General features: G+C 65.9%; 25 protein-coding genes and 1 tRNA gene. 13 read left to right on the top strand and 13 right to left on the bottom strand.

The annotated features are described in order from the left end of the window. The first annotated feature begins 109 nt into the window (after positions 1–109). The 9 genes from ACP159_RS14045 to ACP159_RS14005 all read left to right on the top strand — a co-directional run bounded on the left by ACP159_RS14045 (position 110) and on the right by ACP159_RS14005 (position 6,855). Positions 110–922 (top strand): ABC transporter ATP-binding protein, encoded by an 813-nt coding sequence (locus ACP159_RS14045; RefSeq protein ID WP_425100361.1) that lies wholly within the window; start codon positions 110–112, stop codon positions 920–922. A 47-nt stretch (positions 923–969) separates the two neighbouring features. Then, positions 970–1,539 (top strand): hypothetical protein, encoded by a 570-nt coding sequence (locus tag ACP159_RS14040; protein WP_425100360.1) that lies wholly within the window; start codon positions 970–972, stop codon positions 1,537–1,539. A gap of 1 nt (position 1,540) precedes the next feature. Next, on the top strand, positions 1,541–2,494 hold the full coding sequence (locus ACP159_RS14035) for a branched-chain amino acid ABC transporter permease (protein WP_425100358.1): 954 nt from the start codon (positions 1,541–1,543) through the stop codon (positions 2,492–2,494). 90 nt (positions 2,495–2,584) lie between these two features. Continuing rightward, positions 2,585–2,833 carry a hypothetical protein gene (locus tag ACP159_RS14030; protein WP_425100357.1) on the top strand — a complete coding sequence of 83 codons (249 nt, stop codon included), beginning with the start codon at positions 2,585–2,587 and terminating at the stop codon, positions 2,831–2,833. Next, the gene (locus tag ACP159_RS14025) at positions 2,826–3,089 is read left to right on the top strand and encodes a hypothetical protein (RefSeq protein ID WP_425100356.1); all 264 of its coding nucleotides are present in this window, start codon (positions 2,826–2,828) and stop codon (positions 3,087–3,089) included. Before ACP159_RS14030 ends, ACP159_RS14025 begins: the two co-directional genes overlap by 8 nt. Positions 3,090–3,169: 80 nt before the next feature. Next, positions 3,170–4,246, top strand: coding sequence for a branched-chain amino acid ABC transporter permease (locus ACP159_RS14020; protein WP_425100355.1), 1,077 nt, complete (start codon positions 3,170–3,172; stop codon positions 4,244–4,246). Between the two features lie 106 nt (positions 4,247–4,352). After that, positions 4,353–5,645, top strand: a complete 1,293-nt coding sequence (locus ACP159_RS14015) for an ABC transporter substrate-binding protein (RefSeq protein ID WP_425100354.1) — start codon at positions 4,353–4,355, stop codon at positions 5,643–5,645. A 144-nt stretch (positions 5,646–5,789) separates the two neighbouring features. Next, complete coding sequence (locus tag ACP159_RS14010) at positions 5,790–6,614, top strand: ABC transporter ATP-binding protein (protein WP_425100353.1); 825 nt, start codon at positions 5,790–5,792, stop codon at positions 6,612–6,614. A gap of 1 nt (position 6,615) precedes the next feature. Beyond that, positions 6,616–6,855, top strand: coding sequence for a hypothetical protein (locus ACP159_RS14005; RefSeq protein ID WP_425100352.1), 240 nt, complete (start codon positions 6,616–6,618; stop codon positions 6,853–6,855). Positions 6,856–6,863: 8 nt separating this feature from the next. Here the strand turns inward: ACP159_RS14005 and ACP159_RS14000 are convergent, their stop codons facing one another. Next, complete coding sequence (locus tag ACP159_RS14000; protein WP_425100351.1) at positions 6,864–7,688, bottom strand: hypothetical protein; 825 nt, start codon at positions 7,686–7,688, stop codon at positions 6,864–6,866. Positions 7,689–7,792: 104 nt separating this feature from the next. Here ACP159_RS14000 and ACP159_RS13995 point away from each other — a divergent pair, with 104 nt between their 5' ends. Together ACP159_RS13995 and ACP159_RS13990 are read left to right on the top strand one after the other, a co-directional pair. Next, positions 7,793–8,965, top strand: coding sequence for a phenylacetate--CoA ligase family protein (locus tag ACP159_RS13995; protein WP_425100350.1), 1,173 nt, complete (start codon positions 7,793–7,795; stop codon positions 8,963–8,965). Between the two features lie 115 nt (positions 8,966–9,080). Then, on the top strand, positions 9,081–10,763 hold the full coding sequence (locus ACP159_RS13990; RefSeq protein WP_425100349.1) for a peptidoglycan-binding domain-containing protein: 1,683 nt from the start codon (positions 9,081–9,083) through the stop codon (positions 10,761–10,763). 146 nt (positions 10,764–10,909) lie between these two features. Here ACP159_RS13990 and ykgO read toward each other — a convergent pair whose 3' ends face one another. Beyond that, positions 10,910–11,035 carry a type B 50S ribosomal protein L36 gene (gene ykgO / locus ACP159_RS13985; protein WP_170125850.1) on the bottom strand — a complete coding sequence of 42 codons (126 nt, stop codon included), beginning with the start codon at positions 11,033–11,035 and terminating at the stop codon, positions 10,910–10,912. 94 nt (positions 11,036–11,129) lie between these two features. Continuing rightward, a tRNA-Val gene (locus ACP159_RS13980) sits at positions 11,130–11,204 on the bottom strand. A gap of 268 nt (positions 11,205–11,472) precedes the next feature. On the opposite strand from ACP159_RS13980, the gene ACP159_RS13975 reads away from it, so the two are divergent. Continuing rightward, positions 11,473–12,333, top strand: a complete 861-nt coding sequence (locus tag ACP159_RS13975; protein WP_425100348.1) for an N-formylglutamate amidohydrolase — start codon at positions 11,473–11,475, stop codon at positions 12,331–12,333. A gap of 132 nt (positions 12,334–12,465) precedes the next feature. Here ACP159_RS13975 and hemF read toward each other — a convergent pair whose 3' ends face one another. The 4 genes from hemF to clpS are packed head-to-tail and all read right to left on the bottom strand — an operon-like array spanning position 12,466 to position 15,541. Then, positions 12,466–13,356, bottom strand: a complete 891-nt coding sequence (hemF, locus tag ACP159_RS13970; protein WP_425100347.1) for an oxygen-dependent coproporphyrinogen oxidase — start codon at positions 13,354–13,356, stop codon at positions 12,466–12,468. A gap of 25 nt (positions 13,357–13,381) precedes the next feature. Then, the gene (locus tag ACP159_RS13965; RefSeq protein WP_425100346.1) at positions 13,382–14,185 is read right to left on the bottom strand and encodes an SDR family NAD(P)-dependent oxidoreductase; all 804 of its coding nucleotides are present in this window, start codon (positions 14,183–14,185) and stop codon (positions 13,382–13,384) included. Between the two features lie 18 nt (positions 14,186–14,203). Then, positions 14,204–15,199 carry a class I SAM-dependent methyltransferase gene (locus tag ACP159_RS13960; protein ID WP_425100345.1) on the bottom strand — a complete coding sequence of 332 codons (996 nt, stop codon included), beginning with the start codon at positions 15,197–15,199 and terminating at the stop codon, positions 14,204–14,206. Between the two features lie 18 nt (positions 15,200–15,217). Further along, positions 15,218–15,541 carry an ATP-dependent Clp protease adapter ClpS gene (clpS, locus tag ACP159_RS13955; RefSeq protein ID WP_425100483.1) on the bottom strand — a complete coding sequence of 108 codons (324 nt, stop codon included), beginning with the start codon at positions 15,539–15,541 and terminating at the stop codon, positions 15,218–15,220. Positions 15,542–15,661: 120 nt separating this feature from the next. On the opposite strand from clpS, the gene ACP159_RS13950 reads away from it, so the two are divergent. After that, a complete protein-coding gene (locus tag ACP159_RS13950; RefSeq protein ID WP_425100344.1) occupies positions 15,662–16,360 on the top strand; it encodes an HAD family hydrolase in 699 nt (232 codons plus the stop codon). Positions 16,361–16,415: 55 nt separating this feature from the next. Here ACP159_RS13950 and iolB read toward each other — a convergent pair whose 3' ends face one another. The 6 genes from iolB to ACP159_RS13920 all read right to left on the bottom strand — a co-directional run bounded on the left by iolB (position 16,416) and on the right by ACP159_RS13920 (position 23,377). After that, positions 16,416–17,240, bottom strand: coding sequence for a 5-deoxy-glucuronate isomerase (gene iolB, locus ACP159_RS13945; RefSeq protein ID WP_425100343.1), 825 nt, complete (start codon positions 17,238–17,240; stop codon positions 16,416–16,418). Positions 17,241–17,258: 18 nt separating this feature from the next. Next, positions 17,259–17,462, bottom strand: a complete 204-nt coding sequence (locus tag ACP159_RS13940; protein WP_425100342.1) for a hypothetical protein — start codon at positions 17,460–17,462, stop codon at positions 17,259–17,261. Then, positions 17,459–19,321 (bottom strand): 3D-(3,5/4)-trihydroxycyclohexane-1,2-dione acylhydrolase (decyclizing), encoded by a 1,863-nt coding sequence (iolD, locus tag ACP159_RS13935; RefSeq protein ID WP_425100341.1) that lies wholly within the window; start codon positions 19,319–19,321, stop codon positions 17,459–17,461. Before iolD ends, ACP159_RS13940 begins: the two co-directional genes overlap by 4 nt. Before the next feature lie 95 nt (positions 19,322–19,416). Beyond that, the gene (locus tag ACP159_RS13930) at positions 19,417–21,327 is read right to left on the bottom strand and encodes a bifunctional 5-dehydro-2-deoxygluconokinase/5-dehydro-2-deoxyphosphogluconate aldolase (RefSeq protein WP_425100340.1); all 1,911 of its coding nucleotides are present in this window, start codon (positions 21,325–21,327) and stop codon (positions 19,417–19,419) included. A gap of 189 nt (positions 21,328–21,516) precedes the next feature. Further along, complete coding sequence (locus ACP159_RS13925) at positions 21,517–22,551, bottom strand: LacI family DNA-binding transcriptional regulator (RefSeq protein WP_425100339.1); 1,035 nt, start codon at positions 22,549–22,551, stop codon at positions 21,517–21,519. Positions 22,552–22,663: 112 nt separating this feature from the next. Then, positions 22,664–23,377, bottom strand: coding sequence for an OmpA family protein (locus ACP159_RS13920; RefSeq protein WP_425100338.1), 714 nt, complete (start codon positions 23,375–23,377; stop codon positions 22,664–22,666). Positions 23,378–23,383: the final 6 nt, after the last annotated feature.

Below are 23,383 nucleotides of genomic sequence, written 5' to 3'. Positions count from 1 at the left end.
GCGAACATCGCCCCGCCCGCCGTCCCATCGGGCGCGTCTTGCCCGGTGTTGCGTCCGCGGCACGGGTTGCAGTGGGTATTTGGACCAAGAAGAAGACAGGGGCGGGCGCGTGAAGGATACCGAAGGATACGTCACGGCGGACGGACGCCAGATTGGCGGCGTCTTGATGGAGCTGAAGAACATCACGCTGAAGTTCGGCGGGGTGACGGCGATTTCCGATATCTCCTTCGACATCCGCGAGGGGGAAATCCGGGCGATCATCGGCCCGAACGGCGCGGGCAAGTCGTCCATGCTCAACATCATTTCGGGATTCTACACACCCACCGAAGGCGAGCTTTGGTACAAGGGTGCGAAGCGGCCCGCCATGAAGCCTTACGAGGTGGCGCGGATGGGGGTGGCACGGACCTTCCAGAACATCGCGCTGTTCGAGGGAATGACGGTGCTGGACAACGTGATGACCGGGCGGCTGACCAAGATGCACGCCGGTATCGCGGCGCAGGCGCTGTGGTATGGCAAGGCGCGGAATGAGGAAATCGAGAACCGCGAGAAGGTGGAGCGGGTGATCGATTTTCTGGAAATCCAGAACATCCGCAAGACGCCGGTGGGGCGGCTGCCCTATGGTCTGAAGAAGCGGGTGGAGCTGGCGCGGGCGCTGGCGGCGGAGCCGTCGATCCTGCTGCTCGACGAGCCGATGGCGGGGATGAACGTCGAGGAGAAGGAGGACATGAGCCGCTTTATCCTCGATGTGAACGACGAGTTCGGCACCACGATCTGCCTGATCGAGCATGACATGGGTGTGGTCATGGACCTCTCCGACCGCGTGGTGGTCATGGACTACGGCAAGAAGATCGGCGACGGCCCACCCGAGGAAGTGCGCAGCAATCAGGATGTGATTGATGCCTATCTGGGGGTGGCACATTGATGCTCTGCCTGCGGTCCATACAGGGTGCTCGCACTGCACGACGGTTAGTGTCAGCCCTTGCCGTGGTCGCGTCGGGACTGCTCGCGCAACCCGCCGTTGCGGCCGTAGACGAGGGGCTGATGCTCGCGTTTGACCGTTGCTTTCAGGCTGTGGTTTCCGGCGCACAGTTGGAGGAACTTGCGGCCTACGATGTCAAACCGAAAGGTATCGACGAGTGGGACAATGCCAACTTTGGTGGGGAGGTGGTAACGGATCTGGGCACGATGCCACTGGAGGCGTCGATCCGGCATGATGTCTTGTTCATGTGCAAGATGGGCAGCGTCGTTCCCGATCCAGCGGTCGTTACATTCGAGGATGCGGAAGACAGCATTCTGGCATGGTTTGACTGGTTGGACACGACTGGTGTGGCGCAGCGTATCGAGACCTTGCCGTTCCATGTCTATTCAGTCTTGTGCCTGCCTGAAAACAGCGGCGTGGCCGTCAGCGTCAGTGCCATGACGATGAGTTCGGCGCGCGCGGGCGCCAGCGAGATTGATCCGCCGATACCGGATCAATTGGAATTCACGGTAATTCTGACCCTTCCCAACAACTTCGACGAATGCAAGCAGGACCTGTGACATGCTGAACGACATATTCATCACACCCTTTGCAGACATGTTCGCTGCTCCGGACTTCCTGTTGCAGGTGCTCTGGGAGGGATTGGTTTCCGGCATTCTCTATGCGCTGATCGCGCTGGGCTTCGTGTTGATTTTCCGCTCGTCGCGGATTTTCAACTTTGCGCAGGGCATTATGGTGGTGTTCGCCGCCTTGACCCTCGTCGGCTTGCATGCCTTTGGTGTGCCTGCGTGGATTTCGGTGATCCTCACGCTTGGGGTCATGTTCGGTCTGGCGGTGAGCATCGAGCGGATCGTGCTGCGGCCGCTGGTTGGCCAGCCGGACATCATCCTCTTCATGGCGACCATCGGCATCACGCTGTTCCTCATCGGCTTCGGCGAGATCATCTTCGGCGGCGAGAACAAGGTGATGATCACCGAGGAACTTGGCATCCCGACCGATAGCGTGGTTCTTGAGCCCTGGGGCGGGCTGCTGATCCTCGAGCAGAAGGACATCACGGCGGTGGTCGTGGCGGCACTGCTCGTGATGGCGCTTCTCCTGTTCCTCAACAAGACGCGCATGGGCCGGGCGATCCGGGCGCTGGGGGACGACCATCAGGCGGCGCTTTCCGTGGGGATCTCGCTGCAGACGGTCTGGGTGCTGGTGTGGTTCATCGCCGGGATCATCGCGCTGGTCACCGGCATCGCCTGGGGCGCGAGGGCCGGGGTGTCGTTTGCACTGGAGGTCATTGCCTACAAGGCGCTGCCGGTGCTGATGCTGGGCGGGCTCGAGAGCATCACGGGCGCGATCATCGGCGGGCTGTTGATCGGCGTCCTTGAAAAGCTTTTCGAAATCTATTGGGGGCAACCTCTGATGGGCGGCAACACGGAGACCTGGTTTGCCTTCGTGCTGGCGCTGATCGTGCTGCTGTTCCGCCCGCAGGGGTTGTTCGGGGAGCGGATCATCGAGAGGGTCTAGACAGGCCCCGGCGGAGGATGCCTCCGGCGGGGAGATCTGGAGCAAGAGGAACCGAGGCGCTGCGTCGGGTGTGTGGACGAAGAGGATACCATGTCAAAACTGATTGCCATTCTGAACGTCATCGCCTGGTCCGGGTTCTGGTGCTTCGGCTATCTAGCCCTGACCACCGACCCGGCGGCCTCCGGGCGCATGGTCGTTGCGCTGCTGCTGGCGGTGGCCGGCGCCGGGGCGGGGTTCTGGGCCTGGTTCTGGCTGGTGCGGCACAGCGAACAGACCGGCTATGCCCCGACGAGCGGCAGCCGGGCGCGCTACGAAGTGGATGAGGATCTGCATGTCTGAGAAACGCAAACCCCCACGACCGGAGGATGTCGAAGAGGACGGCTCCGAGCGCTCGCGGGATGTGTCGGACGTGGCGCGGGGGGCCGACGGTCTGACCGAGAGCTTCGACACCGAGGCGGCGGCGCGCGGGATGCTTGAGGCGCAGATCGAGGCGGCGCAGGCGATGTTCACCGCGTCCATGGCCGTGACCACCGGCTCCTTCAAGGCCATGGCGGCCTTCTGGGGGGCGGTCGGGCAGGACAAGGGCAAGAAATAGGTCCGCGACAGGCGGGTTTCGGGAGGAACCGGACGTAGGGCGGGGCTTTGCCCCGCACGCCGGCAAAGGGGAAGACAGGGATGCTGTATCGCACCGCAGGACAGTTCAAGACGAGTTACGAGGCGGACCAGGCGCTGTTCCCGGTCAAGCAGGATGCGTTCCTGCTGGGGGTGATCCTGCTGCTGGCGGCGGTGGTGTTTCCGCTGACCGCGAGCGAATTCGCCTTCCAGACGCTGCTCATCCCGATCCTCATCTATTCTCTCGCCGCCCTCGGTCTCAACATCCTCACCGGCTTTGCCGGGCAGCTCTCGCTCGGTACCGCCGCCTTCATGGGCGTCGGCGCCTATGCCTGCTACAAGATGATTACCCTGATGCCCTGGATGAACCCGGTCATCGCGATCCTGCTCTCGGGTATCTTCAGCGCGGGGATCGGGGTGGCTTTCGGCATTCCGTCGCTCCGGATCAAGGGCTTTTACCTCGCGATTGCGACGCTGGCGGCGCAGTTCTTCCTCGTCTGGCTCTTCGAGAAGTGGTCCTGGCTCTACAACGACAACGCCTCCGGGGCGATCCAGGTGCCGAACCTCGAGATGTTCGGGGTTTACGTTTCCGGGCCGCAGGCGAACTCGCTGGTGCAGTATTATGTCGTGCTGTTCATCGTGATCCTGCTGACCTGGGTCTGCATCAACCTGACGCGCGGCACGCTGGGCCGGACGTGGAAGGCGACACGGGACATGGACATTGCCGCCGAGCTCATCGGCATCAACCTGATGAAGTCGAAGCTGACGGCCTTTGCGGTCTCGTCCTACATCGTCGGCGTGGCAGGTGCGCTCTTCGTCTTCATGTGGCGGGGGGCGGCGGAGCCGAACCTCTTCGACATACCGCTGTCGTTCCGCATCCTCTTCATCGCCATCATCGGCGGACTCGGCTCGGTCATGGGCAACTACCTCGGCGCGATCCTGATCGTCGGGCTGCCGGTGGTGCTGAACCTCGTGCCGAATGCGCTTGGCATCCCGATCGGCTCGGCCACGGTGGAGCATCTGAACATCATGATCGTGGGGTCGCTGATCGTGTTTTTCCTGATTGTCGAGCCGCATGGCCTTGCGCAGCTGTGGCGGCTGATCCGGGAGAAGCTGATCATCTGGCCCTTCCCCCACTAGGGGGTGCGGGGCATAGCCCCGCCCTACGAAACCGCGCGTCCGGGTGGAGCCGGGGGCGCATAGTCCGAAACGAAGTGACAAGACCAATTCTCAGGGAGGAGAACCCATGAAACACTTCACGAAACTGGCGATTGCCGCCGTTGTTGCCGGTGTGACCGCCGGTGCCGCGATGGCCCAGGAACTCTACACGCCGAACCTCGCCTACCGGACCGGGCCGTTCGCGGCCACCGGCATTCCGCTGATGAACGGCCAGGCGGATTACCTGAACATGCTCAACGCCCGCGACGGCGGTATCGGCGGCATCATGATCAACGCCGAGGAATGCGAGACCGGCTATTCCACCGAAAAGGGCGTCGAGTGCTACGAGAAGACCAAGGGCACCGCGATCGTCACGCAGCCCTGGTCCACCGGCATCACCTTGCAGGTCCTGCCGAAGACCAACGTGGACGAGATCCCGATCCTTGCGCCGGGCTACGGCTTCTCGCCGATGATGGACGGCACCACCTTCCAGTGGGCCTTCAACACCCCCGCGGGCTACTGGGACGCGGCGGACATGATTCTGCAGTATCTCGAAAGCCAGGGTTCGCTCGACGGCAAGAAGATCGCCTTCCTGCACCTCGACCACCCCTTCGGCAAGGAGCCGCTGCCGGTTCTCGAAGCGGCGGCCGCGGCGAAGAACTTCACCCTCGTGCCGATCCCCGTCGGCCTGAAGGAGATGCAGAACCAGTCCGCGCAGTGGCTGCAGATCCGCCGTGAGCGTCCGGATTACGTGGTCATGTGGGGCTGGGGCGCGATGAACGCCGGGGCCATCACCGAGGCGGTCAAGACCAAGTTCCCGATGGAGAATTTCATCGGTGTCTGGTGGTCCGGGCATGACGCCGACCTCGCCATCGTCGGGGACAAGGGCAAGGGCTACAAGTCCATCTCCTGGTCCTTCCCGAACATGGATGCGCCGGTGATGGCGGACATCAAGAAGCATGTCGTCGACGCGGGCAAATCGCTTTCGAACGAGACCGAGATGCAGGGCGTCTTCTACGGCCGCGGCATCGTGATCTCCGCGATCCTCGCAGAGGGCATCCAGGCGGCGCAGAAAGAGTTCGGCACGGCGCAGATCGACGCGAAGCAGCTGCGCTGGGGTCTCGAGAACATCGACATGACAGAGGAGCGGATCAAGGAACTCGGCCTCGAGGGCATGGTGCCGCCGTTCAAGACCTCCTGCGCCGACCACACCGGCGGTGCGGGCGGCTGGATGCTGGAGTGGGACGGCACGAAGTTCGTCAAGGTCTCCGACCATCTGACCCCGAACGTCGACGGCTACAAGGCGCTCGTCGCCGAGAAAGCCGCCGAATACGCCGAGGCGAATGCGCCCTGGGCCAAGAACGAGTCCTGCGGCGGCTGATTGCGGGACTGCCCGGGGGCTGCGGCTCCCGGGCCTGACAGGCCTTTCCCGGGGGCGTATGCGCCCGGGGCGGGTTCGGGAATTTCGGGTATTTTTGCCAAGAAGAAACAGAGGCGCCGCGCCTCTGTGCGAGAGGACTGCGCCATGCTGGATGCATCACGGACCGATGAGGCCCTGCTCGAGGTCAACAATATCGAGGTGATCTACAACCATGTGATCCTCGTGCTGAAGGGCGTGTCGCTGAGCGTCCGGAAGGGCGGGATCACCGCGCTTCTCGGCGGCAATGGCGCGGGCAAGACGACGACCTTGAAGGCGATTTCCAACCTGCTGCATTCCGAGCGGGGCGAGGTGACGAAGGGTTCGATCCTCTACAAGGGTGAGCGGGTGCAGGATCTCGATCCGGCGGCGTTGGTGAAGAAGGGCGTCATCCAGGTGATGGAGGGGCGGCATTGCTTCGAGCATCTGACCGTCGAGGAGAACCTGATGACCGGCGCCTATACCCGGCGTGATGGCAAAGGGGCCATCGAGGCGGACTTGCAGATGGTCTATGATTATTTCCCCCGGCTCAAGGAGCGGCGGAAGTCGCAGGCCGGGTATACTTCCGGCGGCGAGCAGCAGATGACGGCGGTGGGCCGCGCGTTGATGAGCCGTCCGGAGATGATCCTGCTGGACGAGCCGTCGATGGGCCTTGCGCCGCAGCTGGTGGAGCAGATCTTCGAGATCGTGAAGTCGATCAACGAGAACGAGGGTGTCAGCTTCCTGCTGGCGGAGCAGAACACCAACGTGGCGCTGAAATACGCGCATATGGGCTATATTCTGGAGAATGGCCGGGTGGTGATGGACGGGCCTGCGGCAGAGCTGCGGGAGAATCCGGACGTCAAGGAATTCTATCTCGGCATGTCGGACGAGGGGCGCAAGTCGTTCCGCGACGTGCGCTCCTACCGCCGGCGCAAGCGCTGGCTGGCCTGAGATGCTGTGCAACATCATCGACCATCGCAAGCGCCGTCATCGCTGGAAAAGCGTGGTGGTGATCCTCGAGGCGACGGCGCAGGACAACGGCGCGGCGGATGCCGATTTGGCGGAGGGGGACGCCGGGACGGTGCTCTGCCTCGAACGCAAGGGGCTGTCCCTGGCGGAGGCGATCACCTGGGCGCAGGGGTTCGACGTCGATGTGACGCTCTTCGTCTACGACGGGGAGGCGCCACGATGACCGGACCGTCAGGCCGCCGCCGTGCTGCGCATCTCGTCGATCCGGGCGAGCGCCTCGTCGCGGGTATTGCGGATGTTCGGGCGGAAGTCCTGGGACGTGGCGCGGCGGCGGATTTCCTCGGCCGTCTCGGAGCCGGGCGCATAGCGGACGGTGCCGAGAGAATGGGCGAGGTTCAGCTTCTTGCCCCGGAAGGCGTGCTGCACCCAGGCTGCGGGTTCGATGCGGCAGCCATCGTAGTTGATCAGGAAGAACCACTTGTCCGCGCCTGTATCGGCGATGCGCTCTTCGATGTGATCGTAGAAGTCGCCGACGTCGCGCGAGTGGAAGAAGGTGAAATGCGAGAAGTCGATCTCCATGATCCCGGCCTCGGGATCGAAGTGCACGCGGCGGACGAAATCGCCCAGCGTGTAGTTGGGATCGTGCAAGACGCCGCCGCTGCGGCGCCTGGACGGCAGCGCGTCGAGCCGCACCAGAGCGTCGGCGCGGTTGGTGAAGAGGTTCGGATCGAACCGTTCCGTGCGGGCATCGCGTTCGATCTGCCGCGCCGTCTCGGGGGAGGCGTCGAAGCGCACGGTGCCCATGGAATGCGCCATGTTCAAAGACCGGCCCCGGCGGGCGTAGTCGATCCAGGCGGAGCTGTCGACGCGCAGGCCGTGCAGGTTGATGAGGAAGAACCACAGGTCCTCGCCGCTCTGGGCGATGCGCGCTTCGATCCGGTCGTAGAAGCGGTTCACCATGGCGCTATCCGTGAAGTTCAGGCCGCTGAGATCGACCTCCATGGTTTGCCGCGCGTCGTCAAAGCGGATGCGCGGATCGAAATCCGATGTGGTCATGGGGGCTCCTCCGTTCCTCCGGGCCTGCCACAACTTAAAGGGGTGAGTTTGCCCCGTCCTTGTTTCAGATCAAAGCGCCCGCTCAGGGGCGGATGGAGACGGTCATGACCAGCTATTTCGACGATTTGGAAACCCGGTCGCCCGATGCGCGGGAGGCGGCACAGCTGGCGGGGCTCAACGCGCAGCTGGCGAAATACGCCATAGACCCGCTCGAGTCGCTCGGAGACCTCAAGGGGCTGCCGGTGCTGCGCAAGTCCGAGCTGTCGAAGCGGCAGGCCGCGATGCCGCCCTTCGGGGGGCTGCCAGTGTCGAACATCGCGCATGTGTTCCAGTCGCCCGGGCCGATCTACGAGCCCGGCGGGAACAGCCATGACTGGTGGCGGATGGGGCGGTTCCTCAATGCCTGCGGCATCGGGCCGGGGGACATCGTGCAGAATTGCTTTGGCTATCACCTGACGCCGGCGGGCATGATCTTCGAGAACGGCGCACGGGCGGTGGGCGCGGTAGTGCTGCCCGCCGGAACCGGCCAGACGGAATTGCAGGTGACGGCGGCGCGGGATGTGGGTGTGACGGCCTACGCGGGCACGCCGGATTACCTGAAGATCATCCTCGAAAAGGCGGACGAGATGGGCGTGTCGCTCGGCATCACCCGGGCAGCGGTGGGCGGCGGGGCGCTGTTTCCCTCGCTCCGGGCCTGGTACAAGGATCGCGGTATCACCTGTCTGCAATGTTACGCCACGGCGGACCTCGGCAACATCGCCTACGAGAGTCCGGCGCAGGAGGGCATGATCCTCGACGAACACATGATCGTCGAGATCGTCACCCCCGGCACCGGCGATCCGGTTGCGCCGGGCGAGGTGGGGGAGGTCGTCGTGACCTCTCTGAACCCCGATTATCCGTTGATCCGGTTTGCCACCGGCGATCTGTCGGCGATCCTGCCCGGGGCGAGCCCCTGCGGGCGGACCAACACCCGGATCAAGGGCTGGATGGGCCGCGCCGACCAGACGACGAAGATCAAGGGCATGTTCGTGCGCCCCGAGCAGGTCGCGCAACTGGTGGCGAAACACGACAGCATCGCGCGCGCCCGCGTGGTGGCGAGCCGCGAAGGCGAAATGGACGTCATGACCGTCCGGATCGAGACCGGCGCCAGCGATGCCAGTGCCTTCGAAAACAGCATCGCGGAGGTGCTGAAGCTGAAGGGACGGGTGGAATTGGTGCCGCCGGGCGGGCTGCCGCGCGATGGTCTGGTGATCGAGGATACGCGCACCTACGACTGATCCGGGCCGCCGGTTCATGGCCTGATATTGGATAACCGGCGGGGTAGGCCCTATTTTCCTCCACAAACGGCGGGGCGGAGTCCGCGCCGCGCAACGGAATGTGGAGGAGAGATCCATGGTCTTCAAACGACTGGCCCTTGCCGGGCTGCTGCTGGGGTCGACCGCTGGCACGGTGCAGGCTGCGGGCGATGCGCTGATCATCGGCAATTCGCGCTATGGCGCGGTGCAGAGTTTCTTCGGCGCGGCGCGGGTGGTCGCGGCGGGTGACAGCCTGCGCGAGGTGGGAGTCGACGTGACGGCGATCAGCGATGCGGACGGCCGCGCCATGGACGAGGCGTTCGCCGCATTCGTGGACGGTATCGAGGACAAGGAAACCCCGCTGATCGTGATCCTCGCCGGAGCGTTCATGCACGGGCCGAGCGGGTCCTATCTGCTGCCGGTGGATGACGGGCGCGGGCCGGATGCGGCCAGCGTGTTGACCGGCGCCTTCCCGGTCGATGCGGCGCTCGACATCCTGGCGGCGGCGCCGGGGCGGTCGTTCCTGATCCTGGGCGAGACCGCCAGCGATCAGGACGCCGGGCTTTTCCTTGAGGCGGGTCTCGGCCCGATCGACGCGCCGCAGGGCGTGACCGTTGTGCGCGGCCTTGCCCCGGACGTGGCGGCCTGGGCGATGCGCGACATGACCACGCCCAACGCGCGGCTCTCGGACGTGGCAGAGGGCTACGAATTGTCGGTCGAGGGGTTCAATCCGCCGTGGCAGGTGGTGCTGCGCCCGCAGGACATCACCGGGCCGAAGCCCGCGCCAGTGCGCCCCGCCGGGCCCGATCCCCGGCAGGCGCAGGCGGATGAGGCGGCCTGGCGGCTGGCCCAGCAGGCGGACAGCGCCGAGGGCTACCGCACCTACCTGCAGGGCTTCCGGGACGGCGCACATGCCGCTGCCGCCCGGCAGAGACTGGCCGCGATCGAGTCGGAACCGTTCTATGCAGAGCGGCGGCGCGAGGAGGCACTGGCGCTCAGCCGCGACGCCCGCCGCGAGATCCAGCGCGACCTGTCGATTCTGGGGTACAACCCGCGCGGCATCGATGGCCTCTTCGGACCGGGCACGCGGGGCGCGGCGAAGGCGTGGCAGAAGGCCACCGGACGAACCCAGTCCGGCTACTTCGACCAGCCGCAGATCGTTGCGTTGAAAGAGGCGGCGCGGGCGCGGTCTGCGGAATTGGAGGCCGAAGCGGCGCGGCGGGCGGCGGAGCTGGAGCGCGCGGACAACCGCTTCTGGGCGGATGTCCAGCGGCGCGGCGACGAGGAGAGCCTGCGGCGATACCTCGATGAATACCCGGACGGGCTGCACGCGGACCAGGCCCGCGATGCGCTGGCGCAATACGAGCGTCAGCGGGAAACCTCGGCGGCCCTGCAGGACAAACGGGCCTGGGAGCGGGCGCGGGAGGCCAACACGGCGCAAGCCTATCGGGTCTACCTGAACGAACGTCCGGACGGGGCCTTCGCGCAGGAGGCCGCCGCCCGCATCGCGGAACTGGGCCGCGCCGAAGAGGACGCCCGGGCCGGGGCGCGGGCGCGGGCGGAGGAAGACTCGCTCGGGCTGAACCCGGTGGCACTGCGCCTCGCCGAAGCGCGGCTCGCGCAGCTTGGCCTGCGTCCGGGGGCGGTGGATGGCCGCTTTGACAAGGACACCCGCCGGGCGCTGCGCGAGTACCAGCGCACACACGGGCTGCGGGTTTCGGGCTTTCTCGACGAGCAGACCGTGGTGCGGTTGCTGGCGGATGGCATTCTCGGTCGGTAGGTGGGCGCACACCACCAGCGTCCTTACCCCACCCTGACCCTCCCCAAAGGGGAGGGACACCGCACCCCACGCGTCTCGCCCGGTCACAAAAGAAAAAGGCCATCCCGGAGGATGGCCTTTCTACACGTCTGTCGTGCTGCGATAGCTCAGCCCTGACGGGCCTTGAACCGGCGCTGCGTCTTGTTGATCACGTAGACGCGGCCCTTGCGGCGCACAACGCGGCAATCGCGATGGCGGTTCTTGAGCGAGCGGAGCGAGTTTGCGACCTTCATCGTGGTCTCTCCTCTGTTCGTCGCGGCGCCAGGGCGCCATGCGAAGTGTTGCCGTTTGCCTCCGGGACCGAAATCCCCGAGGCGGTGAAATCCATGGTGGGCGATACTGGGATCGAACCAGTGACCCCTTCGATGTCAACGAAGTGCTCTACCGCTGAGCTAATCACCCATGTTATGGCCTGCGCTGCCTTTTTTGCCCCGTGATTCCGGCGGTTCCGAAAAAACGAGGCGCGGAAAACCGCGCCGGTGGAGCGCTCTATAAAAGGAGTCGTTGGGGGGATCAAGCGCTTTTCAAAAGAAGTTTCACGGGCTTCGACATATTTGCGTTTGATTTGCCCGTGGCGGCATGGCTTGATGGTTCGGACGGGCCGTATTTCCGTGCGGTTCCGCTTGGTTGCAGCCTGATCGCACGGTATCGTGCGGCGCAAGGAGACGCGATGCCGAAGGCAGCCTACTATGAGACACTCCCGGATGTGACCACCTCTGCGGCGGTCTTCGCCTCGCCGCATTCGGGGCGGGATTACTCGTGGGCTTTCCTGCGCAGCACGGTGCTCGACGAGCAGACGATCCGGTCCTCCGAGGACGCCTTCGTCGACCGGCTGTTCGACTGCGCCCCGCAGTTCGGTGCACCGCTGCTGCGGGCCGGGGCTCCCCGCGCCTATGTGGACCTGAACCGGGCGCTGGATGAACTCGACCCGGCGCTGATCGAAGGCGTGCGGCGTGGCGGGCACAATCCGCGCGTGGCCAGCGGGCTTGGCGTGGTGCCGCGGGTGGTGGCCGGGGGGCGGGCGATCTACCGCGGGAAGCTGGCGCGGGCCGAGGCGGAGGCGCGACTGACGCGGATCTGGAAGCCGTATCACTTGCGGCTGCAGCACCTCCTGGACGCGGCCCATCGCGATTTCGGCGAGGCGATCCTGATCGACTGCCATTCCATGCCGCGCGAGGCGCTGGACAGCACCGTGCGGTCCGGCAGCCCGCGTCCGGAGATCGTCATAGGCGACCGCTTCGGTGCCTCGGCCAGCGGCGAGATCGTCGCGCGGGTGGAGGCGGCCTTTGCCGCCGCGGGCCTGAGGGTGGTCCGCAACGCGCCTTTCGCCGGAGCCTACACGACGCAGCACTACGGGCGGCCGTCGAAAGGCCAGCACGCGGTGCAGATCGAGATCGACCGCGCGATCTACATGGACGAGCGCAGCATCCGCCCGAACCAGAACTTCCACGCCTTCCGCAAGCTGCTGCGCGGCGTCGTGGCGGAAATCGCCGCCATCGGGGCGCGGGACCAGCGTATGGCGGCGGAGTAAGGCAGGGAGGCGCTGCACTCGCTCAGATTCCTGCGCGCCGCCTGAAAGCAGCCTTGAGGGCCCCCTGAAGGCATCGGCCTGCTGCTTCGGCGAGAGGCAGGCGTCACGGCCTGGGAAAGCCCGGGACGACCCTCAGACCCACTTCGCCAGCGGCGGCAGGCTCATCAGCACCGCGTTCGCGTCATGCCCCGTGGCCAGCCCGAACTTCGTTCCCCGGTCGTACACGAGGTTATACTCCGCGTAGAGACCACGGTGCACAAGCTGTGTGTCCTTCTCCGCCTCTCCGAAGGCCAACCCGCGCCGCCGCTCCACCAGCGGCACGTAGGCCGGCAGGAACGCCCGCCCGATGTCCTGCGTCAGGGCGAAATCCGCGGCCCAGTCGCCGCTGTTGCGGTCATCCATGAAGATGCCGCCGACGCCGCGCGCCCGGTTCCGGTGCGGGATGTAGAAATACTCGTCCGCCCAGGCCTTCAGCCTAGGATAGAGATCCGCCCCATGCGGGTCGAGATGCGCCTTCTGGACCGCGTGGAAATGCGCCGTGTCGTCTTGGTACTCCAGACAGGGGTTCAGGTCCGAGCCACCGCCGAACCACCATGCACCCGGGGTCCAGAACATCCGGGTGTTCATGTGCACCGCCGGGCAATGCGGGTTCTGCATATGCGCGACCAGCGAGATCCCGGAAGCCCAGAACCGCGGATCGGCTTCGATCCCCGGCACGCCCCGTGCCGCCATGGCCTTTTGCGCCGGGACCCCAAGCGTGCCGTAGACGGTGGAGACATTCACGCCGACCTTCTCGAACACCCGCCCGCCGCGCAGGACGCTCATCAGGCCGCCGCCCGCGTCGCTGCCGTCATCCGAGTGGCGCCGGGTTTCCGTGACCTCGAACCGGCCCGGTGCCGCGTCGCAGAACGGCCCCTCCGCGTGGCTGTCTTCCAGCGCCTCGAAGGCGGCCACGATCTCGTCGCGCAAGGCCCGGAACCACGCGCTCGCCTGTGCCTTCTGCTCCGCCATGATGTCGCTCATGCCGTCTCCCCCCTCAAATCCGAAATCAATGCGCCGGTGCGGCCACCGAATCGAGCAGCGTGCGCCCGCCATCGACGGTCACGATCTGCCCTGTCATGAAGCCCGCCGCGTCGGAGGCGAGGAACTGCACCGCCTCGACCAACTCGTTCGGCGCAGCGATGCGGCCCAGCGGCGTGTGCGCCTCGATGTCCTTGCGGTACTCCGGATGGTCCTTGAGCAGGGTCTTGAGGCTCGCCGACATGACCGATCCGATGCCGACCCCGTTCACCCGGATGCGCTCCGGGGCCAGCGCCACCGCCATCGAGCGCGTCATCTGGTCCAGCGCCGCGTTGGCCACCGAATAGGCCAGCAATTCCGGGTTCGACAGCCGCGCCGCGATGGAGGACAGGTTGATGATCGAACCAACCGGGCCGCTGTCCTGCCCTTCCGCCTGCTTGATCATGCGTTTTGCCACGATCTGGCTCAGGCGCAGGGAAATCATCAGGTTCTGGTTGATCATCTGCTCCATCGAGCCATCGTCGAGGTCCAGCGGATCGGACATCACCATCTGCCGCGAGCCGTTCACGAGGATGTCGACCCGGTCGTAGGTGTCCAGCGTCGCCGACAGCAGGTTCGCCAGCGTCAACCGCTCCCGCAGGTCGCCGACGAAATAGTGCATGGTGCTCTCGTCCGAGGTCTTGCCGCCGCATTCCTTCACCAGCCGGCTTTCATCCATGTCGGCGAACATGACGTTCGCACCCTTGTTGACGAAGTGCCGGGCGATGGCGAGGCCGACGCCGTTGGCGGCGCCGGTGACAATGGCGGTCTTGCCTTCGATGCTGAAACTCATGGCAGGCTTCCTTTTTCCTCAGGTCCTGCGTGCCGGTCCCTTCGGGCGGGCGGCGTGCAGGATCTTGAACTGGGACGTGCCGGCAACCTCGGCATGATCACGGAACAGGGCGGACAGGGTGGCCTCATACGGCAGATGGCGGTTCGCGACCATCCATACCTGTCCCTGCGGGCTCAGCATGCGGGCGGCAGCGGCCATGAAGGCCTGCCCAAGCTGCGGTTCGGCCTTGCGGCCGACGTGGAAGGGCGGGTTCATGACGACGGCGTCGAGCGGTCGCTGCGGTTTCCACGCGGTCGCATCGGCCCAATGGAAGGTGGCGCGGGGGTCGGTGACATTGACCTTGGCACAGTCGAGCGCAGTCAGCTCGGCTTCCACGAGGTGCAGCGCCGTCACGCCCTCGCGCAGCAGGATCTCCCGAGACAGCCAGCCCCAGCCCGCACCGAGATCGGCGACGGTGCCATTGAGCGTGTCCGGCAATGCCTTGGCCAGCGCCACGGAGGCCGGATCAGGGCCATCGGCGCTGAACACGCCGGGGGCGGTCATGTCGCCGGACGTCGTGCGGGCCATGGCGGGGCGGGCCCAGTCCTGCAGGGAGGTCCCGGCGCGAAACCAGACGCATTTTCCATGCGCCTTGGAGACCTGCCCCAACAACGCCACCTTGCTTTTCAGGGCCTTCGCGATGGCCTCGACGCCGTCGGTCTTGGCCCCGTTGACGACGACCAGCCCACCGGGCGCGGCGGCCTCGGCCCGGGCGATCATCGCCTCGGCCAGATCGCGGGCGCGCGGCAGCGTGACGACAACAGCGGCAAACCGGCCCTCCAGCGCGGTGGCAACCTGCGCCCCCTGCGCCTCCCAGGCCGTCACCTCCGGCGCGAAGGTCTGGACCACGAGGCAGCGCGCCGCCGGCAACGGCAGGCCGTCCGAGACTCGCGCCCCGACCAGCGCAACAGGCCCGTCGTCAGGCAGGGCAAGCCCGCCGGACGAAATGGCAAATCGGAGGCGTTCGGAACTCATGCGAAGGCGGGCTGTGCCCTATTCCTTTTCCATGGTGCATTGCAGCGGATGCTGGTGCCGCCGCGCGAAATCCATGACCTGGCCCACCTTGGTTTCGGCGATCTCGTGGCTGAACACGCCGACGACGGCGACGCCCTTCTTGTGGACGGTCAGCATCACCTCGAAGGCCTGCGCATGGGTCATGCCAAAAAAGCGCTCCAGCACATGCACCACGAATTCCATCGGGGTGAAATCGTCGTTCAGGAGCAGCACCTTGTAGAGCGGCGGTTTCTTCGTCTTGGGGCGGGTCTCGAGCGCCACACCCACGTCGCCGTCACCGGGACGGGTCGGATTGCCCGCCATGGCACGGGGCGAAAGGATCGGTCTCATCACGTCAGCCAAGCTTTTGCATTCCATCATCAGAGGCCTCTATATAACGTCTCGGCCCGCCGCGAAAAGGGTCCGTATCAAAAGGGGGCCAGAATGGTGAAAATTTTGCAAACAATCGCCTTCGATGCAGACGATACGCTCTGGCACAACGAACGGTTCTTCCACCTGACGCAGGGTCGATTCGCCGAACTGCTGGCCGACTACGCGGACCGGGACACGCTCGACTCGCGGCTGCTGGAGGCGGAGAAACGCAACATCGGGCACTACGGTTTCGGGGTGAAGGGGTTTACCCTTTCCATGATCGAAACCGCCATCGAGGTGACGGATGGCAGGGTCCCCGCCGCGGTGATCGCGCAACTTCTGGAGGCCGGGCGGGAGATGCTCGACCATCCGATGGAGCTGCTGCCGCATGCCCGTAAGGCGGTGGAGGCGGTGGCCGGGACACATCACGTGCTGTTGATCACCAAGGGCGACTTGCTGCATCAGGAGCGCAAGCTGGCGCAATCGGGGCTTGGAGACCTGTTCGACGGGGTTGAGATCGTCTCGGACAAGATCCCCGCCACCTACGCCCGCATTTTCGGGGCCTGCCCCGGCGGGCCGGAGGCGGCGATGATGGTGGGCAACTCGATGAAATCCGACGTGCTGCCGCCGATCGCCGTGGGCGCCTGGGGAGTGCATGTGCCGCACGATCTGGCCTGGGGTCTGGAGCACGCCGAAGCCCCGGAGGCAGAGCGGTTCCGGGAACTGCCGGACCTGTCCGGGCTGGCGGGGCTGGTGGCAGAGCTCGGTTGAAGGAGGCTGACGTCTCCCTCGCCGCAGACGCTTGCGCGTCGCTTGCCGCGGACGGTTAGGCGTCCCTCGACATGATCCATTCGACTTCCGGGGCGGGCACGAAACGCCACTTCCGGATCGGCCCCGCCATTACGTTGAGATAGTACATCTCGAACCCGTAAGGCGCGCCGCAGGGGTGGTGCCCGCGCGGCACCAGCGTCACGTCGCCGTCCTTCACCGCCATGGTCTCGTCCAGCGATCCGTCATCGGTATACACCCGCTGGATGCCGAAACCGTCCGCCGGGTTCAGCCGGTGGTAATAGGTCTCTTCGAGATAGGTGATGTTGGGGTAATCATCCACGTCATGGCGGTGCGACGGGTAGGACGACCAGTTGCCATCCGGCGTGAACACCTCCGTCACCAGCAGCGAATCGCAGAAGTCCTCATTCTCCATGGCGATGTTGTTGATGAAGCGGGTGTTGGTGCCCTTGCCGCGCTGAGTCAGGGTGATGTCGTCCGGCCCGATGAACCGCGCTTCATGCCCGCCCATGCCCGGCGCGGCGCAGATGGCGATAACGCAATCCGTGGTGGCCTCCGCCATCCACTCCGAACCGTTCGGCATGTAGACGCAATGCGGCGCGGTACGCTCGAACACGCTCATCCGGTCGCCGATCTCGCCCCAGTCCCGGCCCGCGCCCGTCACCTTCGCCTTGCCCTCGACCATCACGAGGATGATTTCCCTGTCGCCGCAGGCATCCGCCGCCGTCTCCCCGGCGGCCAGCCGGTACAGATCGAAGCCGACATAGGCCCAGTCCGGCGACGTCGGCCCCTTCGCATTCTCCACGGTGATATTGTGAACCCGGCCAGAGGTGCCGATGGGTTTGCGCAGCAGATCGCTCATGGAACAGAGCCTTTCGCGTTACTCGCCATCCCCGTCCGAAGGGGGATCAAAGGCGATGAAGAATTGGTGGGCACAGTAGAGCCCGATGGCCCCGAACAGCAACGCCCATCCGGGGTTTCCGGTGGACAACTCGACGATGGCCCAGCCGGTGCACAGCGCGACGGTCAGCACCCTGCGCCAGAGCGGTCTGAAGAAAGGGTGCTGGACATCGAACAGTTTCATCGGCTTGCGCGGTCCTTCAGTCGGGTTTCATAGGTCTCGCGGGCGGCGAGGACCTCCGCGCGGTCGGAGACTTCCGGCACCGCGACGTCCCACCAATACCCGCCATCGGGGGTGGAGGGGTAGGGGTCGGTGTCGATCACGATGACGAACGGGCCTGTGGCGGCCTTCGCCCGCTCCAGCGCGTCCTCCAGTTCCGCGATCGACGCCACGTGCACCGCCGCCGCGCCCATGCTCGCCGCATGCGCCGCGAAGTCGATGTTCGACGGATTCACGTGGTGCGCCGTGTCCAGCAGGTTGTTGAATTCCGCCCCGCCGGTGGCCATCTGCAGCCGGTTGATGCAGCCGTAGCCGCGGTTGTCGGTCAGCACCACGGTGATCTTGATCCCCATCATGCAGGCCGTCGCCAGCTCGCTGTTCGCCATCATGTAGCTGCCGTCGCCGATCATGCAGATCACGTCGCGCTCCGGCTGGGCCATCTTGATGCCCATCGCCCCGGCGATCTCGTAGCCCATGCAGCTGAAGCCGTATTCCATGTGATAGGCCCCCGGACGCGGCGCCTTCCACAGCTTGTGGAGCTCGCCCGGCATGGTCCCCGCGGCGCACATGACCACGGTGTCGGGGCCGGAGGACCGCTGCACCGCACCGATAACCTGCTGGTCGGTCGGCAGGGTGTTGCCGCCCAGTATTTCCCCTACCGCGTCGCTGCTTGAGGGGCGGGGCGCCTCGCACAGCGGATCGACCGCGGCGAACCAGTCCGCCTTGAGCGCGGCGTCGGGGGCCGCCGCCTCGTGACCCTCGAGTGCCAGCGCCAGTTCCGTCAACGCCACCTGCGCATCCGCCATCAGGGGCATCGCGCCGTGTTTCATCGCGTCATAGGCCGCGACATTCACGCTTACCAGCGTCCGGCCAGGTGCCTTGAACAGCGCCCAGGACCCGGTGGTAAAATCCTGGAACCGCGTGCCCACCCCGAGCACCAGATCGGCCGTCTCGCAGATCGCGTTCGCGCAGGACGCCCCGGTCACCCCGACCGGCCCGAAGTTCAGCGGATGGTCCCAGGGCAAGGCCGACTTGCCCGCCTGCGTCTCGACCACCGGAATGCGATGCGCCTCGGCGAAGCGCCGCAGGTCCTCGCAGGCCCCCGAATAATGCGTGCCGCCCCCGGCCACGATCACCGGGCGCCTCGCGGCGCGGATTGCCTGCGCCACTTCGGCCAGTTCCCGCGCGTCCGGACGGATGCGTCGCTGGTGCCAGACCTTGGGTTCGAAGAACGCCTCCGGGTAATCGTAGGCCTCGGCCTGCACATCCTGGCAAAACGCCAGGGTCACCGGGCCGCAGTCCGCCGGGTCCGTCATCACCGCCATAGCCCGCGGCAGGCAGGTCAGCAGGTGTTCCGGCCGGGTGATGCGATCGAAGTAGCGGCTGACCGGCCGGAAGCAGTCGTTCGCCGACACCGTCCCGTCGCCGAAATCCTCAACCTGCTGCAACACCGGATCGGGGTGGCGACCCGCAAACACATCCCCCGGCACCAGCAGCACCGGCAGGCGGTTCACATGCGCCAGCGCCGCCGCCGTCAACATGTTCGTCGCCCCGGGCCCGATCGAGGAGGTCACCATCATCGCCCGCCGTCGCCCCGACTGCTTGGCAAAGGCAATCGCCGCATGCGCCATGGTCTGCTCGTTCTGGCCGCGCCACGTCGGGAACGCCTCCCGGGCACTGTACAGCGCCTCACCGAGACCGGCGACGTTGCCATGGCCGAAGATGCCCCAACAGCCTTTCACAAAGCGATCGCCCTCGTCGGTCATTTGCTGCGACAAATACCGCACCATCGCCTGCGCGGCGGTCAACCTGATCGTTCCCATGCCATCCTCCCCGGGGCGCGCCGCCCCATGTTTCTTCTTGGTCCAAATACCCGGGGGGTACGGGGGGCGAAGCCCTCCGGCCTTCCCCTGAAAACTCAGGCCGGGGCCCGCGCCGCGTCCCAAACGTCGCACAGGCGAGTAAACCGCTCCGCCATCATCGCCACGGCGTCCGCATCCGGCAGATCGCCCTTCATCCACGCCCGGGCCGCATCGCCAAAGATCGTGCGCCCCACGGCAAAGCCTTTGACCAAGGGCTGCTTGGCCGCCAGTTGGAAGGACGCCGCCAGCTCGGCCTCGGGCGCATCCAGCCCCAGCACCACGATGCCACGGGTGCGCGGATCATTGCGCTCGATGGCGTCGACCGCGTTCTGCCACGCCGCATCGGTCCTGAACGGCTCCAGCTTCCACCAGTCGGGGTAGACCCCCGCATCGTAGAACTGCTGGATCAGCACTGCGGTCGTGGTGTCGTCCACGGGGCCAACCTTGGAGGGGATCACCTCCAGCAGGAATTCCAGCCCCGCGCGGCGGGCGGCAGTGAACAGGCGCAAAACGCGTTCCTCCTGCAGCGCCCGCAGGGTCGCGTCGTCGTCGGGGTGGCAGAAGACCAGCAGTTTCACCACGTCCTCGACCGCCCATTCGCGGAACCGGCCAAAGTCGATGCCGAGGTCTTTCTCGAACTGGATCGGGCGCGAGCCGGGGTCCTCGGTCGGGCGACCGATCCACAGGCCGGAGCCGGACGCGCGGTGCAGCGCCGAACGGCCAATGCGGTTGTCGCACAGGATGCCGTAGCCGGGCTGGCCGTTCTGAACTTTTAGCGCCGCGTCGAGGCAGAGTTCCTTGAATTTACCGCCCTTCTCGGGCGTATATCCCGCCATCTCCTCCAACTGCATGCGGTGGTCAAAGGCAAAGGTGCGCAAGACATCCGCCTGCGCGCCGGGCCGCGTGTGGCGGTTTGTGGCCCAATGCACCTGCTCCAACTCGGCATCGTTGCGCAGGTCGGGCTGGAGGATGCCGCGCTCAAAGAAGAACTGCAGTTCCTCCCAAGACGGATAGGCGGGCGTGCAGCCGTGCCGCGACACCGCAAACGCGCCGCAGGCATTGGCGTATTTCAGCGCGGTGGGCCAAGGCTCGCCATCCAGCCAGCCTTTGAGCAGCCCGGACATGAAGCCGTCACCCGCGCCCAGCACGTTGAACACCTCGATGGGGAAGCCCGGTCCGGTCTGGCCCTCGTCGAGGCTGTCCGGGATGTCGCCCTCAAACGCCACCGCCCCCATCGGCCCGCGCTTGCAGACCAGCGTGGCATGCGACACGGCCCGCACCGCGCGCAGGGCGGCGATGGTGTCGGTGGAGCCTCCGGCGATGTGGAATTCCTCCTCGGTGCCGACGATCAGGTCGAACAGGTGCAGCGTCGATTGCAACTGCGCCGTCACCGCCGCGCTCTCGGCAAAGCGGCTTTCGCCGTCGCCATGGCCCAACACACCCCAGAGGTTCGGGCGATAGTCGATGTCCAGCGCCGTCTTGACGCCATTCTCACGCGCAATGGTCAGCGCCTTGAGCACGGCGGCGCGGGTGTTTTCGTGGCTCAGGTGGGTGCCGGTGGGCACGACCGAGCGCGCGGATTTGATGAAGTCGGGGTCGATGTCGTCCTCGCACAGCGCCATATCGGCGCAATTCTCGCGGTAGAAGATCAGCGGGAACTGTTCCTGGTCGCGGATGCCCAGGATCACCAGCGCCGTCAGCCGCTCCGGATCGGTCACGACGCCCCTGGTCTCGACCCCCTCGCGCCTGAGCTGCTCGACGATGAACCGTCCCATGTGCTCGTTGCCAACCCGGGAGATCAGCGCCGACTTCAGCCCGAGCCGCGCCGTCCCGCAGGCGATATTGGTCGGAGAGCCGCCGATATACTTGTCGAAGGACGCCATGTCCTCCAACCGCCCGCCAACTTGAGCGCCATACAGGTCAACACCGGCACGGCCAATCGTGATCACGTCCAGGGGTTTCGGCATGAGGGGTCCTTCCGGGGGTCGAAAACGGTACGGCGCGGCGTGCGCCTGCCTGCGACAACGATGCGCGGAAAGTGCGCGGATGAAGGAGATTGGTCAAGAATGCGCCCCCCGCTTCCTCGCATGAATGATAGGTTGCGTGCCAGGTATGCGGGATCGGCGGCGTGCGTCAGCCGGTTTCCTGCTGCAGCGTCACACGGACTCCGGCAGGTACAGGTCCGGCTGCAGGAAGTGCTGGCCGGTCAGGGCCGGAGCGTGATCATGCGCGATGCTGTCGTTCATCAGCCGGACGGTGTCGCGGCACAGCCGTTGCAGCGGCGTCGCGATGGCGAGGCAGACATGATGCTCGGCGAGGGCAGCGCGGCTTTCGATGGTCAGTTCGTGAACGATCAGGGTGACATCTCCCGGTTGCCGCGCCTCCCGCAGCGCCGAGATCGCCCCTTCCATGCCGCCACCCGCGCAGTAGATGCCGCGCAGGTCGGGGTGGCGTTTGAGCAGTTCCCGCGTCGCCTCGCAGGTCTGCGTCCGGGTCTCGAGGTTGACCCGCGTTTCCAGCACGGAACTCTCCGGCGCGTACTCGCGCAGGTAGCTGCGAAACCCGGTTTCCCTCAACTCGTGCCCGTGCCAGCGATGGCCGCCGACGTAGACCGCGATCTTGCCCGGGGTTTTCATTGCTGAGGCCATCATGTGACCGGCGATCCGCCCGGCCTTGAGGTTGTTCAGCCCGACATAGCTCTGGCGAATCCCCTGCGCAAAGTCGTTGAGCAGGGCGAAACAGGGTTTGCCCCTGTCCTGGATACGGCTGACGGCATCGCTGACCTGCAGGTCCGACACCGCCGTTGCGGCGATGGCGTCGCAGCTTTGCGCCATTTTTTCCATCAAGGCGGCGAATTCGGCCGGGGCGTGGGTTTCGGCAAAGGCGAACCGCGCCTTGCCCCGGATGTTGGGCGCGTCGGCTACGGCCTGCTCCATGGTCTCGCGCAGGGTCTGGTAAAACGCGTGGCGCTCCTTGTGGAACACGAAACCGAAGCGCCGCTCCGGCAGGTCGGCGGTCATCCGTTGCCCGATCAGTGCGGTGGCGTGATAGCCGAGCTTGCGTGCCGCGTCATAGACCCGGCGGGTCGTCTCCTCGCGCACCCGGGCGCGGCCATTGAGCACGCGGTCCACTGTGGCAACGCTGACGCCGGATTCCCGGGCAAGGTCGGTTATGGTAGGTCTGCGTGCCATGGTTTGAGGGGGTCCTGTCAGCCGCGGGTTTCGGACTGATGGGAAATGAGGGAATATCTGTCAAGCGTGGGCGAGCGAAGAGAACCCGGGCCTGACCTTGGGTCTCGGGCCATCAATAGCCGCAGACTGCCCCCGCCGTGGCGAGCACCTGCTCCGGATAGGCGGGCAGGCGCATGAAGGTCACGCGGCGGTTCTCGGCCGCTCGCGGGTCATAGGTGTTCTTGAGCACATGTTCGCCGAAGCCCACCGGGTAGAGCGGCAAGGTCACGTAGCCGCCGGTCAGCGCCGCGGTGACGGACGCCGCCCGCCGCCGCGACAGATCGCAGTTGTATCCCTCCGAGCCCACGGCATCCGTATGGCCGATGATGGCAAAGGCCGCGCCCGCAAGCGCCGGGTCCTGGAAGGCGTTGATCAGGCTCACGACCTTGCCGATCTGGTCGGCGCGGACCTGGGCGCTGTCGTAGTCGAACTCGATGGTGACGGCCACGGCAGGCAGGGCGACCTTGCCATGGCTCGGCGGTGGGGCGGTGTAATCCGGCGTCTGCGGCGGCGGGGCGGGTTGGGCCGTTACCGCGCCGTCGTCGAGGTCGAGAACCAGCGTCTCGAACTGGATCGCCGAGCCGGTGACGGATTCGAAGGCCATGCCTTCCGCGCTCCCCTGCACCGCCGCGCAATTGGCGGCGGTGGGTTCCGAGAGGCAGGCGGCGAGGGCGGATTGCGGCGCGGCGGGCGGCTGGAAGACATCGGTCTGACCGGGGATGAAGATCTCCCCGGACTGGGCGAGGGCCATGACCGGCATCAGGGCGAGAGCAAGGGCAAGACGCATGGCAAA

The organism is Tropicibacter sp. S64, assembly GCF_049803835.1.
GTDB lineage: Bacteria > Pseudomonadota > Alphaproteobacteria > Rhodobacterales > Rhodobacteraceae > Pacificoceanicola.
The sequence above is the reverse complement of the archived record's forward strand: the minus strand, read 5'-3'. Positions and strand labels throughout refer to the sequence as shown.

Excerpts from the sequence above, each read along its gene's own strand:
- ACP159_RS14025 (WP_425100356.1), top strand. The coding sequence starts at position 2,826 with ATGTCTGAGAAACGCAAACCCCCACGACCGGAGGATGTCGAAGAGGAC.
- ACP159_RS14005 (WP_425100352.1), top strand. The coding sequence starts at position 6,616 with ATGCTGTGCAACATCATCGACCATCGCAAGCGCCGTCATCGCTGGAAA.
- ACP159_RS13965 (WP_425100346.1), bottom strand. The coding sequence starts at position 14,185 with ATGAGTTTCAGCATCGAAGGCAAGACCGCCATTGTCACCGGCGCCGCC.
- ACP159_RS14020 (WP_425100355.1), top strand. The coding sequence starts at position 3,170 with ATGCTGTATCGCACCGCAGGACAGTTCAAGACGAGTTACGAGGCGGAC.
- ACP159_RS14000 (WP_425100351.1), bottom strand. The coding sequence starts at position 7,688 with ATGACCACATCGGATTTCGATCCGCGCATCCGCTTTGACGACGCGCGG.
- iolB (WP_425100343.1), bottom strand. The coding sequence starts at position 17,240 with ATGAGCGATCTGCTGCGCAAACCCATCGGCACCTCTGGCCGGGTTCAC.
- clpS (WP_425100483.1), bottom strand. The coding sequence starts at position 15,541 with ATGGCGGGCAATCCGACCCGTCCCGGTGACGGCGACGTGGGTGTGGCG.
- ACP159_RS13950 (WP_425100344.1), top strand. The coding sequence starts at position 15,662 with ATGGTGAAAATTTTGCAAACAATCGCCTTCGATGCAGACGATACGCTC.
- ykgO (WP_170125850.1), bottom strand. The coding sequence starts at position 11,035 with ATGAAGGTCGCAAACTCGCTCCGCTCGCTCAAGAACCGCCATCGCGAT.
- ACP159_RS13925 (WP_425100339.1), bottom strand. The coding sequence starts at position 22,551 with ATGGCACGCAGACCTACCATAACCGACCTTGCCCGGGAATCCGGCGTC.
- ACP159_RS13995 (WP_425100350.1), top strand. The coding sequence starts at position 7,793 with ATGACCAGCTATTTCGACGATTTGGAAACCCGGTCGCCCGATGCGCGG.
- hemF (WP_425100347.1), bottom strand. The coding sequence starts at position 13,356 with ATGAGCGACATCATGGCGGAGCAGAAGGCACAGGCGAGCGCGTGGTTC.
- ACP159_RS13960 (WP_425100345.1), bottom strand. The coding sequence starts at position 15,199 with ATGAGTTCCGAACGCCTCCGATTTGCCATTTCGTCCGGCGGGCTTGCC.
- ACP159_RS13930 (WP_425100340.1), bottom strand. The coding sequence starts at position 21,327 with ATGCCGAAACCCCTGGACGTGATCACGATTGGCCGTGCCGGTGTTGAC.
- ACP159_RS14030 (WP_425100357.1), top strand. The coding sequence starts at position 2,585 with ATGTCAAAACTGATTGCCATTCTGAACGTCATCGCCTGGTCCGGGTTC.
- ACP159_RS13920 (WP_425100338.1), bottom strand. The coding sequence starts at position 23,377 with ATGCGTCTTGCCCTTGCTCTCGCCCTGATGCCGGTCATGGCCCTCGCC.
- ACP159_RS13975 (WP_425100348.1), top strand. The coding sequence starts at position 11,473 with ATGCCGAAGGCAGCCTACTATGAGACACTCCCGGATGTGACCACCTCT.
- ACP159_RS14010 (WP_425100353.1), top strand. The coding sequence starts at position 5,790 with ATGCTGGATGCATCACGGACCGATGAGGCCCTGCTCGAGGTCAACAAT.
- iolD (WP_425100341.1), bottom strand. The coding sequence starts at position 19,321 with ATGGGAACGATCAGGTTGACCGCCGCGCAGGCGATGGTGCGGTATTTG.
- ACP159_RS14015 (WP_425100354.1), top strand. The coding sequence starts at position 4,353 with ATGAAACACTTCACGAAACTGGCGATTGCCGCCGTTGTTGCCGGTGTG.
- ACP159_RS13990 (WP_425100349.1), top strand. The coding sequence starts at position 9,081 with ATGGTCTTCAAACGACTGGCCCTTGCCGGGCTGCTGCTGGGGTCGACC.
- ACP159_RS14035 (WP_425100358.1), top strand. The coding sequence starts at position 1,541 with ATGCTGAACGACATATTCATCACACCCTTTGCAGACATGTTCGCTGCT.
- ACP159_RS13940 (WP_425100342.1), bottom strand. The coding sequence starts at position 17,462 with ATGAAACTGTTCGATGTCCAGCACCCTTTCTTCAGACCGCTCTGGCGC.